Below are 12,679 nucleotides of genomic sequence, written 5' to 3' on the forward strand. Positions count from 1 at the left end.
CCGCCGTACCGGGGTCGCCGCCGCCCAGCGGGCCATGGACGAGGCCACGCAGGCGCTGGTCGACGGCGCGCCCGGCGCCGACGACGCCTACGCGGTGAGCCTGGAGCGCTGGCTCGGCCTCGGCGGCGCCGACCTCGACGAACGCGCCGATGAGGTCACCGGCTCGCTGGGCCTGGCCGTCGGCCTCGACCAGCCCATGACGTCCCTGTCCGGCGGCCAGGCGGCCCGCGCGGGCCTCGCCTCCCTCCTCCTCTCCCGCTACGACGTCTTCCTGCTCGACGAGCCGACCAACGACCTCGACCTGGACGGCCTGGAGCGCCTCGAGCGGTTCGTGGCCGGCCTGCGCGCCGGCACGGTCGTCGTCAGCCACGACCGCGAGTTCCTCAACCGCACGGTCACCAAGGTCCTCGAACTCGACCTCGCCCAGCGGCAGATCAATCTCTTCGGCGGCGGATACGCGGCCTATCTGGAGGAGCGCGACGTGGCCCGCCGGCACGCCCGCGACTCCTACGAGGAGTACGCCGACAAGCGGGCCGCCCTCCAGGAACGCGCCCAGACACAGCGGTCCTGGATGGACAAGGGCGTGAAGAACGCCCGGCGCAAGGCGGGCAACGACAACGACAAGATCGGCCGCAAGTTCCGCAGCGAGGCCAGCGAGAAGCAGGCCGCCAAGGCCCGGCAGACCCAGCGCATGATCGAGCGCCTCGAGGTGGTCGAGGAGCCGCGCAAGGAGTGGGAGCTGCGCATGGAGATCGCGGCCGGCCCCCGCTCGGGCGCGGTCGTCGCCACCCTGCGCGACGCGGAGGTACGGCGCGGAAATTTCGTACTCGGCCCGGTCTCGCTGCAGATCGACTGGGCGGACCGGGTGGCGGTGACCGGCGCGAACGGCGCGGGCAAGTCGACCCTGCTGGCCGCCCTGCTGGGGCGCGTGCCGCTGGACGCGGGACACGCGGCCCTGGGCTCCGGCGTCCTGGTCGGCGAGGTGGACCAGGCGCGGGGGCTGTTCCTCGGGGCCGAGTCCCTGCTGGACGCCTTCCGCACGGCGGTCCCGGACACCGAGCCGGTGGAGGTACGCACGCTGCTGGCCAAGTTCGGCCTCAAGTCCGACCATGTGCTGCGCCCCGCCGCCACCCTGTCCCCGGGCGAGCGCACCCGTGCGGCCCTCGCCCTCCTCCAGGGCCGGGGCGTCAACCTGCTGGTCCTGGACGAGCCCACCAACCACCTCGACCTGCCCGCCATCGAGCAGTTGGAGTCGGCCCTGGACGCCTACGAGGGCACCCTGCTGCTGGTCACCCACGACCGCCGCATGCTGGAAGCGGTGCGGGTCACCCGTCAACTGGAGGTGGCGGACGGAAAGGTGACCGAGCGATAGCCGCCCGGATCATGGCCCTACACTCGGCAACCGTTGCCCTGCGGAGCGAAACCGCCGACCGAAAGGCCTGGTTCCCCATGTTCCAAGACGCCCCCATCTACCACCAACTCGTCGCCGAGCGCGGCGACGTACCCGCGCGGGTGCGCGACGCGGCCACGACCATACGCCTGGAACTGGAACAGGTGATGAACACGGGCCGGCCCCCGGGCCCCTTCGCCCCCGCCCAGCCCCAGTCGCCCCAGACCCAGGCCCCACGCCACAACGCGGCCCTACCTCCAGGCCCCCACCCGCGATAGCCCCGGAGCGCCCCGGGCCCAACTCCCGGAGCACATAGGCGAGTCTGGGCGCTGAGCCGACACCGGCCCTGGTCCCGCCGCACGGCGGGACCAGGGCCGGCGTGTTCAGCGGCGGCCGTTCTTCGGGTCGAGGAGGCCCGCGCGGCGCAGCGCGTCCGCCATCGCGCTGTTGGCGGGGGGCGGGGCCTGACGCGAGGACCCACCGCCGCCACCACCGCGGCCCTGACGCTGCTGGGGCGGGCGTCCGCCGCGCCGGCCGCGCTCACCGCCGCCGCCCTGTCCCTGCTGCCGGTCCTGCTGCCGGTCCTGAGCCGCCGCCTCGTCGTCCAGACGCAGCGTGAGCGAGATCCGCTTGCGCGGGATGTCCACGTCGAGGACCTTCACCTTCACGATGTCCCCGGACTTGACCACATCGCGCGGGTCCTTCACGAACGTCCTCGACATCGCCGAGACGTGCACCAGACCGTCCTGGTGGACGCCGACGTCCACGAACGCGCCGAAGGCCGCCACATTCGTCACCACACCCTCGAGGATCATCCCGGAGGACAGGTCGGAGATCTTCTCCACGCCCTCCTGGAACGTGGCCGTTTTGAAGGCGGGCCGCGGGTCGCGCCCCGGCTTCTCCAGCTCCTTGAGGATGTCGGTGACCGTCGGCAGACCGAAGGTGTCGTCGACGAAGTCGGCCGGCCTCAGCGAGCGCAGCACGCCCGTGTTCCCGATGAGGGACGCCACCTCCTGACCGGTGGTCTTCACCATGCGCCGCACCACCGGGTACGCCTCGGGGTGCACGCTGGAGGCGTCCAGCGGGTCGTCGCCGCCGCGGATCCGGAGGAAGCCCGCGCACTGCTCGTACGCCTTGGGGCCGAGCCGCGAGACGTTCTTCAGCTGGCCGCGCGAGGTGAACGGCCCGTTGGCGTCCCGGTGCGCCACGATGTTCTCGGCGAGGGAGGAGGTGATCCCGGAGACCCGCGAGAGCAGCGGCACGGACGCCGTGTTGACGTCGACCCCCACGCCGTTCACACAGTCCTCGACCACCGCGTCCAGCGAGCGGGACAGCTTCACCTCGGACAGGTCGTGCTGGTACTGACCGACGCCGATCGACTTGGGGTCGATCTTGACCAGCTCGGCGAGCGGGTCCTGCAGCCGGCGCGCGATGGACACCGCGCCGCGCAGTGACACGTCCATGCCGGGCAGCTCCTGCGAGGCGTACTGCGAGGCCGAGTACACCGACGCGCCCGCCTCCGACACCACCACCTTGGTGAGCTTCAGCTCCGGGTGCCGGGAGATCAGTTCACCGGCGAGCCTGTCCGTCTCGCGGGACGCCGTGCCGTTGCCGATCGCGATCAGCTCGACCGCGTGCTCCTCGGCGAGCCGGGCCAGCTTGGCCAGTGCCTCGTCCCACTTGTTGGCGGGCACGTGGGGGTGGATCACGTCGGTGGCCACGACCTTGCCGGTCGCGTCGACGACGGCCACCTTCACGCCTGTACGGAAACCCGGGTCCAGGCCCAGCGTCGAGCGGGTGCCCGCCGGGGCGGCGAGGAGCAGGTCGCGCAGGTTGGCCGCGAACACGTTCACCGCCTCGTCCTCCGCGGCCGTGCGCAGCCTGAGGCGCAGGTCGATGCCGAGGTGGACGAGGATGCGGGTGCGCCAGGCCCAGCGGACGGTGTCCTGCAGCCACTTGTCGGCCGGGCGGCCCCGGTCGGCGATGCCGAAGCGGTGGGCCACGGTCCGCTCGAACGACGACGGGCCGTCGACCGGCTCCTCGGGCTCCAGGACGAGGTCGAGGACCTCCTCCTTCTCGCCGCGCAGCATCGCCAGGATCCGGTGCGAGGGCAGGTCGGTGAACGGCTCGGCGAAGTCGAAGTAGTCGGCGAACTTCGCGCCCGCCTCCTCCTTGCCCTCGCGTACCTTCGCGGCCAGCCGACCGCGCTCCCACATGCGCTCGCGCAGCTCGCCGATCAGGTCCGCGTCCTCGGAGAACCGCTCGGTGAGGATCGCCCGCGCCCCGTCGAGCGCGGCCTGCGGGTCGGTGACGCCCTTGTCCGCGTCCACGAAGGCGGCCGCCGCGGCGAGCGGCTCCACGGACGGGTCGCCGAGCAGCCCCTCGGCCAGCGGCTCCAGGCCCGCCTCCCGCGCGATCTGCGCCTTGGTCCGCCGCTTCGGCTTGAACGGCAGGTACACGTCCTCCAGGCGCGCCTTGGTCTCCGCGCCCCGGATCCGCGCCTCGAGCTCGTCGGTCAGCTTGCCCTGCTCGCGCACCGACTCCAGGATCGCCGTCCGCCGCTCCTCCAGCTCGCGCAGATACCGCAGCCGCTCCTCGAGCGTGCGCAGCTGCGCGTCGTCGAGCATCTCGGTCGCCTCTTTGCGGTAGCGGGCGATGAAGGGCACCGTCGAACCGCCGTCCAGCAGCTCCACGGCGGCCTTGACCTGCCGCTCCCGTACGCCGAGTTCCGCGGCGATCCTGCCTTCGATCGACGCTGTGAGGGGTGTCGTCACGATCCAGTACCGCCTTCTCCACTTCGGGTTGCGCGGCAATTGTGACAGCCCCCGCCGACAACGCCCCCACGGCCCGCCCGCGGCGCGCCCGTCCGCGCCTCACGCCTCGCCGGTGACGCTCCACGTGAACCGCGGGGTCCTGCGCTCCAGGAAGGCGGCGACGCCCTCCTCCATGTCGCCGCTGAGGCCCGCCTGGAGGGACCAGTGGGCGTCCCGGTCCGTGCGGCCGTCCGCGAACTCCTTCGCCGCGGCCTGGGTCAGCTGCGAGCGCGCGACCAGGATCCGGGCGAACTCCGCGACGCGCTTGTCCAGCTCGCCCTCGGGCAGCACCTCGTCGACCAGGCCCGTGCGCAGCGCGCGCTCCGCGTCGATCAACTCGCCCGAGAAGAGCAGGTACTTGGCGGTCGCCGGGCCCACCAGGGACACCAGCCGCCGGGTGGAGGACGCCGGATAGACGATCCCCAGCTTCGCCGGTGTCACCCCGAACAGCGCCCCCGCCTCGGCGAACCGCAGATCGCAGGCCGCGGCGAGCTGCGCCCCGCCGCCCACGCAGTGCCCGCGCACCGCCGCCAGCGTCGGCTTGGGGAACGCGGCCAGCGCCTCCTCGGCGAGCACCGCCAGCCGCTGCGCCTCCTGCGGGGAGCCCCGCAGCGTGGAGATGTCGGCGCCCGCGCAGAACGTCCCGTCCGCGCCCGTGAGCACCAGCGCCCGTACGCCGGGATCGGCGGCCAGCCGCTCCAGGAGCGGCGGCAGCGCCCGCCACATCGCGGCCGTCATGGCGTTGCGCTTTGCCGGATGGCGGACGACTACGGTGGCGACGGCGTCCCTGACGTCGTGCGACAGCTGCGGCTCCATGCGCCGGATGCTATCCGCCCGGCCCTGCGGCGCGACATTCGGGACGGCGCACGGACCGACAACCCGAAAAGTTCCCGAAGTCGCCACGGACCGGGCAGAGGCGGTCACTTATCCGTCGGTACCGGACACGGTCGGTCGGAATGCGCCGCGATTCAGCTGACTTGTGTTCAGTCCTTGGGGGCGCGGTGGTGCGTTACCAACACTCGACGTGTGGTGACAATCGAGCGCGAGGGTGGCGACCCGACGATGGACGGCCACGGGCGCGGGCAGGGTCCGCGCCCAGAGGGCGGCACAGGGGCGCCCCTGGCGGCCGGGCCGCCCGATCCGCTGCCGTACGAGGGAGTATGGCGGTTCACCGCGCCCGCCGTCGACGCCTCGGTCCCGCAGGCCCGCCACGCCGTGCGGGACCTGCTGCTGCGGCAGGGCGTGCCGGTCTCGGACGACCTGGTCCACGGGCTGCTGCTGATCGTGTCCGAGCTGGTCACCAACGCCGTGCGGCACGCGGCGCTGCTGTCGCCGATGCTCGCCGTGGAGGTCGCCGTCGGCGCCGAGTGGGTGCGGGTGTCCGTGGAGGACAACCACCCCTACCGTCCGACCGCGCTCGAGGCCGACCACGGGCGGACGGGCGGGCGCGGACTGCTGCTGGTCCGTGAGGTCGCCCGGGAGGCGGGCGGGGTCTGCGACGTGGAGCACACGACGAGCGGCGGCAAGGTGATCTGGGCCGCCCTGCCGCTCAAGCCCGTCCGCTAGGGCCTCGCGCAAGGTTCCCGGCGTCACCAGCCGGCCGGGCCGGTCAGCTCCCTGATCGCGGGCCGGGCCGCGTCCAGCACGGTCGGGAACCAGGCCGAGAAGGTGTCCCGCGCGTGCCGCTCGGCGAGCTCGGCCGGGGTCACGAACGCCGTGTCGCCGACCTCCTCGGTGTCGGGCCGCAGCGGGGACTGCACCAGGCCGACGAAGAGGTGGTTGTACTCCTGCTCCACCAGGCCCGAGGCCGGGTCCGGGTGGTTGTAGCGGACCGTGCCCGCCTCGGCGAGCAGTGAGGGGGAGACCCCGAGCTCCTCGTACGTCCGCCGGGCCGCCGCCGCGAAGGGGGCCTCTCCTGGGTAGGGGTGGCCGCAGCAGGTGTTGGACCACACACCGGGGGAGTGGTACTTGCCGAGCGCCCGCTGCTGGAGCAGCAGCCTGCCGTGGTCGTCGAAGAGGAACACGGAGAAGGCCCGGTGCAGCTGCCCCGGCGGCTGGTGCGCGGTGAGCTTCTCCGCGGTGCCGATCGTCACGCCGTCCTCGTCGACCAGCTCCAGCAAAATCGCGTCCACGGTGCCGTTCGACGAACTGTGCGTCGCGGTGGCAGGTGTGATCGGCATACCCATCCTTCGCATCGGTCCTCGAGCCCCAAGTCTGCCGTACGAATCCGGCACTCCCGGCACTTCCCGGCACTCCGCATGTCCCGCGCGGCGTCGCGTGCGGCGGCCGTCACGGTCCGGGACCGCGAAAGGGTCCCGGTGGTTGATCGTGCCCTCGGCGGCGGACGTGAACCGTCCGGCGCCCGGTGGCCAGGACGTGCCGTCCGGCGCTCAGTGGCACAGACGCGCCTCGTGCGCGGCGTGGCCGCCCGGCTCCAGCTGGAAGGTGCAGTGCTCGACGTCGAAGTGGTGGCCGAGGCAGCCCTGCAGCTCGTGCAGCAGCTTCTCGTGGCCGATGGCGCTGAGCACCTCGGAGCTCACCACCACGTGCGCGGAGAGCACCGGCAGGCCGGACGTGATCGTCCAGGCGTGCAGGTCGTGCACGTCCTCCACGCCGTCCAGCGCCAGGATGTGCGCCCGCACGTCGGCCATGTCGACGTCCCTGGGGGCCGCCTCCAGCAGTACGTCCAGGGTCTCGCGCAGCAGCCTGACCGTGCGCGGCACGATCATCACACCGATGGCGAGCGAGGCGACGGGGTCGGCGGCCTGCCAGCCGGTGAGCAGGATGACCGCGGCCGAGATCATGACCGCCAGCGAGCCGAGCGCGTCGGCGGCCACCTCCAGGAACGCGCCCCGCACGTTCAGGCTCTCCTTCTGGCCGCGCATCAGCAGCGTCAGCGAGACGGAGTTGGCGACCAGGCCGATCAGGCCGAACCAGATCATCAGCCCGCCGCGGGTGTCGGCGGGGGTGACGAAGCGCTGCACGGCCTCGTAGAGGACGTAGCCGCCGACGCCGAGCAGGAGGAGGCAGTTGGCGAGCGCGGCGAGGATCTCGGCGCGGGCGTAGCCGAAGGTGCGGTTGCCGCTCGGCGGTCTGTTGGCGAAGTGGATCGCGAGCAGTGCCATGCCGAGGCCGAGCGCGTCGGTCGCCATGTGGGCCGCGTCCGCGACCAGTGCGAGCGAGTCCGCGAGCACACCGCCGGCGATCTCCACCACCATGACCGTGAGCGTGATCGACAGCGCGACGCGCAGTGTGCCGCGGTGCGCGGCCGCCGCCGTGCCGGTGGCGGCGACGCCGTGCGCGTGCCCGTGGTCATGACCGGCGCCCATGGTGTCCGACCGCCCCTTCCGACGTTCCCTGTTCCGTCCGGGACCACAGTGAACTACGGGTGGGGGGTATCGGGCAACGCGGCACTGAACACCGTTGTCATGTGCCCTGACCTGGGCAAACGAGCCGCAGGTCAGCGCGCGTGCGGGGGTGGCGAGGATTCAGGCGCCCTGGTGGAGCTGCCAGCCCTGCCAGGCCGAGGCGACCATCTCGCGCACCCCGCGCCGGGCCCGCCAGCCCAGCTCGGCGGCGGCACGCTCCGCCGACGCCACGGCGCGCGGCGCGTCCCCGGGCCTGCGGGCCTCGACCACGGGCGTGCGCCGGTCGCCGGTGACCTCGCCGATGACGGAGATCAGCTCGCGCACCGACACGCCCTCCCCGCGCCCGATGTTCACCGTCAGATCGCTGCCCGCGGCCGCGCCGGTGAGGTACCGGGCGGCGGCGAGGTGGGCGTCCGCGAGGTCGGCGACGTGGATGTAGTCGCGGACGCAGGTGCCGTCCGGCGTCGGGTAGTCGTCGCCGAAGACGCGCGGGGCGTCGTCACGCGTGAGCCGGTCGAAGACCATGGGCACGATGTTGAAGACCCCGGTGTCGGCGAGCTCCGGGGCGGCCGCGCCGGCCACGTTGAAGTAGCGCAGGCAGGCCGTCGCCATGCCGTGCGCCCGGCCCGCCGCGCGGACCAGCCACTCCCCGGCGAGCTTGGTCTCGCCGTAGGGGTTCACCGGGGCGCACGGGGTGTCCTCGGTGATGAGGTCCACGGCCCCCGGGTTGCCGTAGACGGCCGCGGACGAGGAGAACAGCAGGCGCCGGACCCCCGCCTCCGCCGCGGCCTCGAGCAGGGTGGCCAGGCCGCCCACGTTCTCCTGGTAGTACCGGGTGGGCCGCGCCACGGACTCGGCCACCTGCTTGCGCGCCGCGAGATGAACGACCCCGGTCACGCCGTGCTCGGCGAAGACCCGCTTCAGCAGCTCCCCGTCCAGCGAGGACCCGCGCACCAGGGGCACCTCCCGGGGCACCCGCGCGGCCCGCCCCGCCGACAGGTCGTCGAGGGCCACCACCCGCTCCCCGGCCCCGGCCATCTCCCGCACCACATGCGCCCCGATGTACCCGGCGCCACCAGTAACCAGCCACGTCATACCGCCCCACCCTATGCCGGACCCCGGACCCCCACGGACGTATGCGAGGAATGCCCGGAGTGCCACCCGTGGTGGACGTCCGAAGCGGGGCGGAGTTTGTGGGCCGGGCGTCGGATCGCCCATGATGATCGCGGCGCTGGCTGCCGTGGAGCGGGTCGATCGGCCCGTGAACGGCCGGTGAACGCGGTCCTTCCGCCATCCGATAGCCTCTGCCGACATGCCGCGCGGGTGCCACGGGCAGCGGCGCCTCCATCATGCACATGACCGGCGCGGATGCGCGCCGGCACTCAGGGAGTGAGTTCGGTTGCCGACCGCCATCCTCACCGGTCAGCCGGTCCCCGGATCGTCGATCGAGGGCGATCTGCGGTCTCTCGGCTTCGACGTGCGGACCGCCGCCGACGCCGACGACGCGGAGACCCTCCTCGCCGAGGTGCCCGGCGACCAGCGGGTCGCCCTCGTCGACGCGCGCTTCGTCGGCCACCTGCACGCGCTGCGCCTCGGCCTGACCGACCCCCGCTTCCCGCTCGCCGCCGTCCCCGGCGCCGTCACCGCGCGGCCGGACGGCCGGACGGCCCTGACCCGCGCGATGGCCCGGGAGAACTCCGCCGGCGGCGGCACCGCCCTCGCGGTGGACAGCCTCGCCGACCGTGTCGTGGCCGCCCTCGGCACCGACGGCGCCCCCGTCCACCGCCCCGAGCTCGGCAGCCTCGTCGCCGCCGTCCCCGAGGACCCCCAGGCCCGCAACGAGGCCCGGCAGGCCGTCGCCGCCGTCGACGACGAGGCCGTCCGCCTGAAGTCGGCCGTGAAGGCCCGCGACGGCTTCTTCACCACCTTCTTCATCAGTCCGTACTCGCGCTACATCGCCCGCTGGTGCGCCCGCCGCGGCCTGACCCCCAACCAGGTCACCACCGCCTCCCTGCTCACCGCGCTCATAGCGGCCGGCTGCGCCGCCACCGGCACCCGCGGCGGTTTCATCGCCGCCGGCGTGCTCCTGATCGCCTCGTTCGTCCTGGACTGCACCGACGGACAGCTAGCCCGCTACTCCCTGCAGTACTCCACCCTCGGCGCCTGGCTGGACGCCACCTTCGACCGCGCCAAGGAGTACGCCTACTACGCCGGCCTCGCCCTCGGCGCCGCCCGCGGCGGGGACGACGTCTGGGCCCTCGCCCTCGGCGCCATGCTCCTGCAGACCTGCCGGCACGTGGTCGACTTCTCCTTCACCGAGGCCAACCACGACGCCACCGCCAACACCAGCCCCACCGCCGCCCTCTCCGACCGGCTCGACAGCGTCGGCTGGACGGTCTGGGTGCGCCGGATGATCGTGCTCCCCATCGGCGAGCGCTGGGCGATGATCGCCGTCCTCACCGCGGCCACCACCCCCCGCATCACCTTCTACGCCCTGCTCATCGGCTGCGCCTTCGCCGCCACGTACACCACCGCCGGCCGCGTGCTGCGCTCGGTGACCCGCAGGGCGAAGCGGACCGACCGCGCGGCGCAGGCGCTGGCCGACCTCGCGGACAACGGGGCGATCGCCGCCCTCGTGGGCCGTGTCACACGCCTCCCCCTCGGCGGTCCGCTCCCCGCGGCCCTGGCCGGCACGGCCGTTCTCGCCGCGTCCCTGTTCGCGGGGCCCGCCTGGGCGCCCGTCTGCGGCGCCGTCGTCTACGCCGTCACCTCGGGCCAGGCCCTCTCCCGTCCCCTCAAGGGCGCCCTCGACTGGCTGGTCCCGCCGCTGTTCCGGGCCGCGGAGTACGGCACGGTCCTGGTCCTCGCCGCCCACGCGGACGTGAACGGAGCCCTGCCGGCGGCTTTCGGGCTGGTGGCGGCCGTCGCCTACCATCACTACGACACGGTGTACCGCATCCGCGGTGACGCCGGAGCGCCACCGGCCCGGCTGGTGCGCGCCATCGGGGGGCAGGAGGGGCGGACGCTGCTCGTCACCGTGCTCGCCGCCCTGCTCGCCGCAGATCAGTTCACGGTCGCGCTCACGGCTCTCGCCGTGGCCGTCGCCCTGGTGGTGCTCGCCGAGAGCATCCGCTTCTGGGTCGCCTCGCACCTGAGGGGCGCACCCGCCGTACACGATGAAGGAGAACCCGCATGATCGGCCTCGTGCTGGCGGCCGGCGCCGGACGGCGTCTGCGCCCCTACACCGACACCCTGCCCAAGGCGCTGGTGCCGGTGGGGCCCGAGGGCGCGGAGGACAGCCTCACGGTGCTCGACATCGCGCTCGGCAACTTCGCCGAGGTCGGCCTGACCGAGGTCGGCGTCATCGTCGGCTACCGCAAGGAGGCCGTGTACGAGCGCAGGGCGGCCCTGGAGGAGAAGTACGGCCTGAAGATCACCCTGATCGACAACGACAAGGCCGAGGAGTGGAACAACGCCTACTCCCTGTGGTGCGGCCGGGACGCGCTGAAGGACGGCGTGATCCTCGCCAACGGCGACACCGTCCACCCGGTCTCCGTCGAGAAGACCCTGCTCGCCGCCCGCGGCGACGGCAAGAAGATCATCCTCGCCCTCGACACGGTGAAGTCGCTGGCCGAGGAGGAGATGAAGGTCGTCGTCGACCCCGAGAAGGGCGTCCAGCGGATCACCAAGCTCATGGACCCGGCCGAGGCCACCGGCGAGTACATCGGCGTCACCCTCATCGAGGGCGAGGCCGCCGAGGAGCTCGTCGACGCGCTGAAGGCGACCTTCGAGCGCGACCCGCAGCTGTACTACGAGGACGGCTACCAGGAGCTCGTCAACCGCGGCTTCAAGGTCGACGTGGCCCCCATCGGCGACGTCAAGTGGGTCGAGATCGACAACCACGACGACCTCGCCAAGGGCAGGGAGATCGCGTGCCAGTACTGACCCGGCTCATCCCCTCGCCGGTCGTCGTCGACATCCGGGCCGGAGCCCTGGACGACCTGGCGGGCGTGCTCGCGGACGAGCGCATCTCGCACTCGGGCCGGCTGGCCGTCGCGGTCAGCAACGGCTCCGGGGCGCGGCTGCGCGAGCGGATCGCCCCCACGCTGCCCGGCGCCACCTGGTACGAGGTGGGCGGCGGCACCCTCGACGACGCCATCCGGCTGGCCGGCGAGATGAAGTCGGGCCACTACGACGCGGTGGTGGGCCTCGGCGGCGGCAAGATCATCGACTGCGCCAAGTTCGCCGCGGCGCGCGTCGGCCTGCCCCTGGTCGCCGTGCCCACCAACCTCGCGCACGACGGTCTGTGCTCCCCGGTGGCCACCCTCGACAACGACGCGGGCCGCGGCTCGTACGGCGTGCCGAACCCGATCGCGGTCGTCATCGACCTGGACGTGATCCGTGAGGCGCCCGCGCGGTTCGTGCGCGCGGGCATCGGCGACGCGATCTCCAACATCAACTCGATCGCGGACTGGGAGCTCGCCAACCGCGTCAACGGCGAGAAGATCGACGGCCTGGCCGCGGCCATGGCCCGCCAGGCCGGCGAGGCGGTCCTGCGCCACCCCGGCGGCATCGGCGACAACGGTTTCCTCCAGGTGCTGGCCGAGGCGCTGGTCCTCACCGGCGTCGCGATGTCGATCTCCGGGGACTCGCGCCCCGCCTCGGGCTCCTGCCACGAGATCAACCACGCCTTCGACCTGCTGTACCCCAAGCGCGCCGCGAGCCACGGCGAGCAGTGCGGCCTGGGCGCGGCCTTCGCGATGTACCTGCGCGGGGCGCACGAGGAGGCCGTGGCCATGGCTCGGGTGCTGCGCCGGCACGGGCTGCCGGTGCTGCCGGAGGAGATCGGCTTCACGGTGGAGGAGTTCGTCCGCGCCGTGAAGTTCGCCCCCGAGACCCGGCCCGGCCGCTACACGATCCTCGAACACCTCGACCTCAACGCCGACCAGATCAAGGACATCTACGCCGACTATGTCAAGGCCATCGGTAGCTGAACTGAGACCGGTCGTCCACCCCGCCGGGGTCAAGGACCGGCGCAGCGGCGAGCACTGGGCGGGACGCCTCTACATGCGCGAGGTGTCCCTGCGGATCGACCGCTACCTGGTGGG

The 12,679-nt window shown here is 73.0% G+C and carries 11 protein-coding genes and 1 pseudogene; 7 read left to right on the top strand and 5 right to left on the bottom strand.

Features of this window, described 5'->3' with window-relative positions; genetic code table 11:
• Together IE249_RS20120 and IE249_RS20125 are read left to right on the top strand one after the other, a co-directional pair.
• Positions 1-1,372 (top strand): ABC-F family ATP-binding cassette domain-containing protein (locus IE249_RS20120; RefSeq protein ID WP_229858870.1); only part of this gene is annotated, 1,372 nt, incomplete at its 5' end.
• 77 nt (positions 1,373-1,449) lie between these two features.
• The gene (locus tag IE249_RS20125) at positions 1,450-1,668 is read left to right on the top strand and encodes a hypothetical protein (RefSeq protein WP_189706396.1); all 219 of its coding nucleotides are present in this window, start codon (positions 1,450-1,452) and stop codon (positions 1,666-1,668) included.
• Between the two features lie 105 nt (positions 1,669-1,773).
• Here the strand turns inward: IE249_RS20125 and IE249_RS20130 are convergent, their stop codons facing one another.
• Entirely contained in the window at positions 1,774-4,164 is a 2,391-nt protein-coding gene (locus tag IE249_RS20130; protein ID WP_189706398.1) for a Tex family protein, read from the bottom strand.
• Between the two features lie 99 nt (positions 4,165-4,263).
• On the bottom strand, positions 4,264-5,019 hold the full coding sequence (locus IE249_RS20135) for an enoyl-CoA hydratase/isomerase family protein (protein ID WP_189706400.1): 756 nt from the start codon (positions 5,017-5,019) through the stop codon (positions 4,264-4,266).
• 246 nt (positions 5,020-5,265) lie between these two features.
• Between IE249_RS20135 and IE249_RS20140 the strand changes: the two genes are divergently transcribed.
• On the top strand, positions 5,266-5,769 hold the full coding sequence (locus IE249_RS20140) for an ATP-binding protein (protein ID WP_189706472.1): 504 nt from the start codon (positions 5,266-5,268) through the stop codon (positions 5,767-5,769).
• Positions 5,770-5,792: 23 nt separating this feature from the next.
• On the opposite strand, the gene idi is transcribed toward IE249_RS20140, so the two are convergent.
• From idi to galE, 3 genes are all read right to left on the bottom strand, one after another.
• A complete protein-coding gene (gene idi, locus IE249_RS20145; RefSeq protein ID WP_189706402.1) occupies positions 5,793-6,383 on the bottom strand; it encodes an isopentenyl-diphosphate Delta-isomerase in 591 nt (196 codons plus the stop codon).
• A 210-nt stretch (positions 6,384-6,593) separates the two neighbouring features.
• A complete protein-coding gene (locus IE249_RS20150) occupies positions 6,594-7,532 on the bottom strand; it encodes a cation diffusion facilitator family transporter (protein ID WP_189706404.1) in 939 nt (312 codons plus the stop codon).
• A gap of 159 nt (positions 7,533-7,691) precedes the next feature.
• Positions 7,692-8,666, bottom strand: a complete 975-nt coding sequence (gene galE, locus IE249_RS20155) for a UDP-glucose 4-epimerase GalE (protein ID WP_189706407.1) — start codon at positions 8,664-8,666, stop codon at positions 7,692-7,694.
• A 304-nt stretch (positions 8,667-8,970) separates the two neighbouring features.
• Between galE and IE249_RS20160 the strand changes: the two genes are divergently transcribed.
• The 4 genes and pseudogenes from IE249_RS20160 to IE249_RS37940 form a co-directional block, all read left to right on the top strand.
• Positions 8,971-10,767, top strand: a complete 1,797-nt coding sequence (locus IE249_RS20160; RefSeq protein WP_189706409.1) for a DUF5941 domain-containing protein — start codon at positions 8,971-8,973, stop codon at positions 10,765-10,767.
• Positions 10,764-11,516 carry a phosphocholine cytidylyltransferase family protein gene (locus tag IE249_RS20165; RefSeq protein ID WP_189706411.1) on the top strand — a complete coding sequence of 251 codons (753 nt, stop codon included), beginning with the start codon at positions 10,764-10,766 and terminating at the stop codon, positions 11,514-11,516. The genes IE249_RS20160 and IE249_RS20165 overlap by 4 nt, the downstream gene beginning before the upstream one ends.
• Entirely contained in the window at positions 11,504-12,565 is a 1,062-nt protein-coding gene (locus IE249_RS20170) for an iron-containing alcohol dehydrogenase family protein (RefSeq protein WP_189706413.1), read from the top strand. Before IE249_RS20165 ends, IE249_RS20170 begins: the two co-directional genes overlap by 13 nt.
• A pseudogene (locus IE249_RS37940) lies at positions 12,543-12,679 on the top strand (CDP-alcohol phosphatidyltransferase family protein); the annotation flags it as partial. The gene IE249_RS20170 and the pseudogene IE249_RS37940, both read left to right, overlap by 23 nt.

The organism is Streptomyces anandii JCM 4720 (assembly GCF_014650655.1).
GTDB classification, from domain to species: Bacteria; Actinomycetota; Actinomycetes; order Streptomycetales; family Streptomycetaceae; genus Streptomyces; species Streptomyces anandii.

What these genes read in the sequence shown, in the direction of transcription:
- IE249_RS20125 (WP_189706396.1), top strand. Translation starts at nt 1,450, where the DNA reads ATGTTCCAAGACGCCCCCATCTACCACCAACTCGTCGCCGAGCGCGGC.
- IE249_RS20135 (WP_189706400.1), bottom strand. Translation starts at nt 5,019, where the DNA reads ATGGAGCCGCAGCTGTCGCACGACGTCAGGGACGCCGTCGCCACCGTA.
- IE249_RS20140 (WP_189706472.1), top strand. Translation starts at nt 5,266, where the DNA reads ATGGACGGCCACGGGCGCGGGCAGGGTCCGCGCCCAGAGGGCGGCACA.
- idi (WP_189706402.1), bottom strand. Translation starts at nt 6,383, where the DNA reads ATGCCGATCACACCTGCCACCGCGACGCACAGTTCGTCGAACGGCACC.
- IE249_RS20150 (WP_189706404.1), bottom strand. Translation starts at nt 7,532, where the DNA reads ATGGGCGCCGGTCATGACCACGGGCACGCGCACGGCGTCGCCGCCACC.
- galE (WP_189706407.1), bottom strand. Translation starts at nt 8,666, where the DNA reads ATGACGTGGCTGGTTACTGGTGGCGCCGGGTACATCGGGGCGCATGTG.
- IE249_RS20165 (WP_189706411.1), top strand. Translation starts at nt 10,764, where the DNA reads ATGATCGGCCTCGTGCTGGCGGCCGGCGCCGGACGGCGTCTGCGCCCC.